Origin of the sequence: Acidiplasma cupricumulans, from assembly GCF_001402935.1 — an archaeon.
Taxonomy (GTDB): domain Archaea; phylum Thermoplasmatota; class Thermoplasmata; order Thermoplasmatales; family Thermoplasmataceae; genus Acidiplasma; species Acidiplasma aeolicum.
In genome coordinates this window covers 1-1,789 of the sequence record NZ_LKBH01000069.1, presented here as the reverse complement: position 1 = coordinate 1,789, position 1,789 = coordinate 1, and the positions used below count along the sequence as shown (strand labels likewise).

General features: G+C 36.0%; 1 protein-coding gene. It reads left to right on the top strand.

Annotated features, from left to right (window positions below):
* Window positions 1–101 precede the first annotated feature (101 nt).
* Window positions 102–1,784 carry an AMP-binding protein gene (locus tag AOG55_RS02465; RefSeq protein ID WP_055040840.1) on the top strand — a complete coding sequence of 561 codons (1,683 nt, stop codon included), beginning with the start codon at window positions 102–104 and terminating at the stop codon, window positions 1,782–1,784.
* Window positions 1,785–1,789 lie beyond the last annotated feature (5 nt).

The following is a 1,789-nucleotide window of genomic DNA, read 5'->3' as shown; positions in this document are numbered from 1 at the left end:
TAATATTTTATTCATGAATAACCCTATAAAGACATTTATTTTATAATGAAGAAAAATGGATATATAAAAAACTTTTTATTTAACCATATATATTCTTTTTTATGAACATTACTGAATTGTATGAAAAAGTTAAAAAAAATTATGATGAAAGGTATAGGATTCTTGAGGATTTAAGAAATATGAAACCGCCAGAACCATTCAACTGGGTTCAAGAAATTTTTGAAAAATTTTATGGTTCTGATAAAAATGCAGTGATATACTACAATATGGAAAATGAAATGGAAATTAAGGTTTCATATAACCGGTTGATTTCAAATTATAATAAATTAATTAATTTATTAAGGAAACATGGCATAAAAAAATCTGCTGTAATTTACTTAATGTCACCAGCATTAACAGAGCAGTGGTACATAATGCTGGCCGCCCTTAAGGCTGGATACACATTAATTCCACTGGCCCCAAATCTTACGGAATTTGAGCTAAAATTCAGGTTCTCAAGCATAGTACCTGATGTAATAATTGCTGATTCAGAGAATATGAAAAAGATATCAAGGTCATTGAAAAATAGGCCATTGAAGATATCAATAGGAAACTATGATGATGCCATTAACATTAAGGAGATAAATAATGAAAATAACACAGCTGAAGGCGAGAAATTATTCATTAATGATGTCTTTATAAAATACTTCACATCGGGAACGACCGGAATGCCAAAAACTGTGAACCACAGCGCAGTGCTTTATCCAATAGGACAATTATCAACAGCCACCGCAATAGGCATCAGGGAGAATTACATACATGTTAATTTAAGCTCACCGGGATGGGCAAAATTTTCATGGAGTTCTGTTTTTTCCCCACTGACAGCTGGTGCCACAGTGTTATCAATAGATTATTCCGGTAAGCTGAATGTTAGAAAATACCTTGAGGTGCTGGGTTCATACCATGTTAATTCCTTCTGTGCCCCGCCAACGGCCTGGAGGCAGTTTATCTCTGCAAATCTTGACGGAATTGAACTTAAGGATTTAAGGGAAACTGTAAGTGCCGGTGAACCTTTAAATGCCGAGATTATAAATAAATGGCGTGAGAAATTCGGAACAACAGTCAGGGATTATTACGGGCAGACAGAGAGCACTGCAATGGTTGCAAACCTCCCCGGAAAATCTGTAATTCCAGGATCAATGGGAAGGCCGCTGCCCACATACAATATTGTTTTGCTTGATGAAGAAATGAACGAAATTAACAAAAGCTTCGAGCCCGGCCTCATGGCTGTAAAAAATTATAAAGGCACATACGGTTTATTTTTAGGATACTCTGATGATGAGAAAAACAGGGAGGTCTTCATAGGAAATTATTATCTTACCGGCGACAGGGCATACAGGGATGACGATGGGAACTTTTATTTTGTCAGCAGGTCAGATGATGTTATAAAATCATCAGACTACCGTATTGGACCATTTGAGGTGGAGAGTGCAATAATTGCCACCGGTATTGTTTTGGAATCCGCCGTTGTTGGAAGCCCTGATAGGCTTAAATACCAGAAGGTAAAGGCATTTATTGTATTAAAGGATGGGCATGAGAAGAATGAGGAGACTGCCAGAACCATATTTAATGGTGTTAAAAAGTTGCTGCCATCATATAAATTGCCGGAAATAATAGAGTTTGTTGATGACCTCCCAAAAACAATTAGCGGCAAAATCAGGAGGAATAATCTCAGGGAAATTGAAAAGGAAAAAAGGGAGAATAATATGATCGGCGAGTTTGAATATTTTATGAAAAAGTATTAGTATTT

What these genes read in the sequence shown, in the direction of transcription:
- AOG55_RS02465 (WP_055040840.1), top strand. Translation starts at nt 102, where the DNA reads ATGAACATTACTGAATTGTATGAAAAAGTTAAAAAAAATTATGATGAA.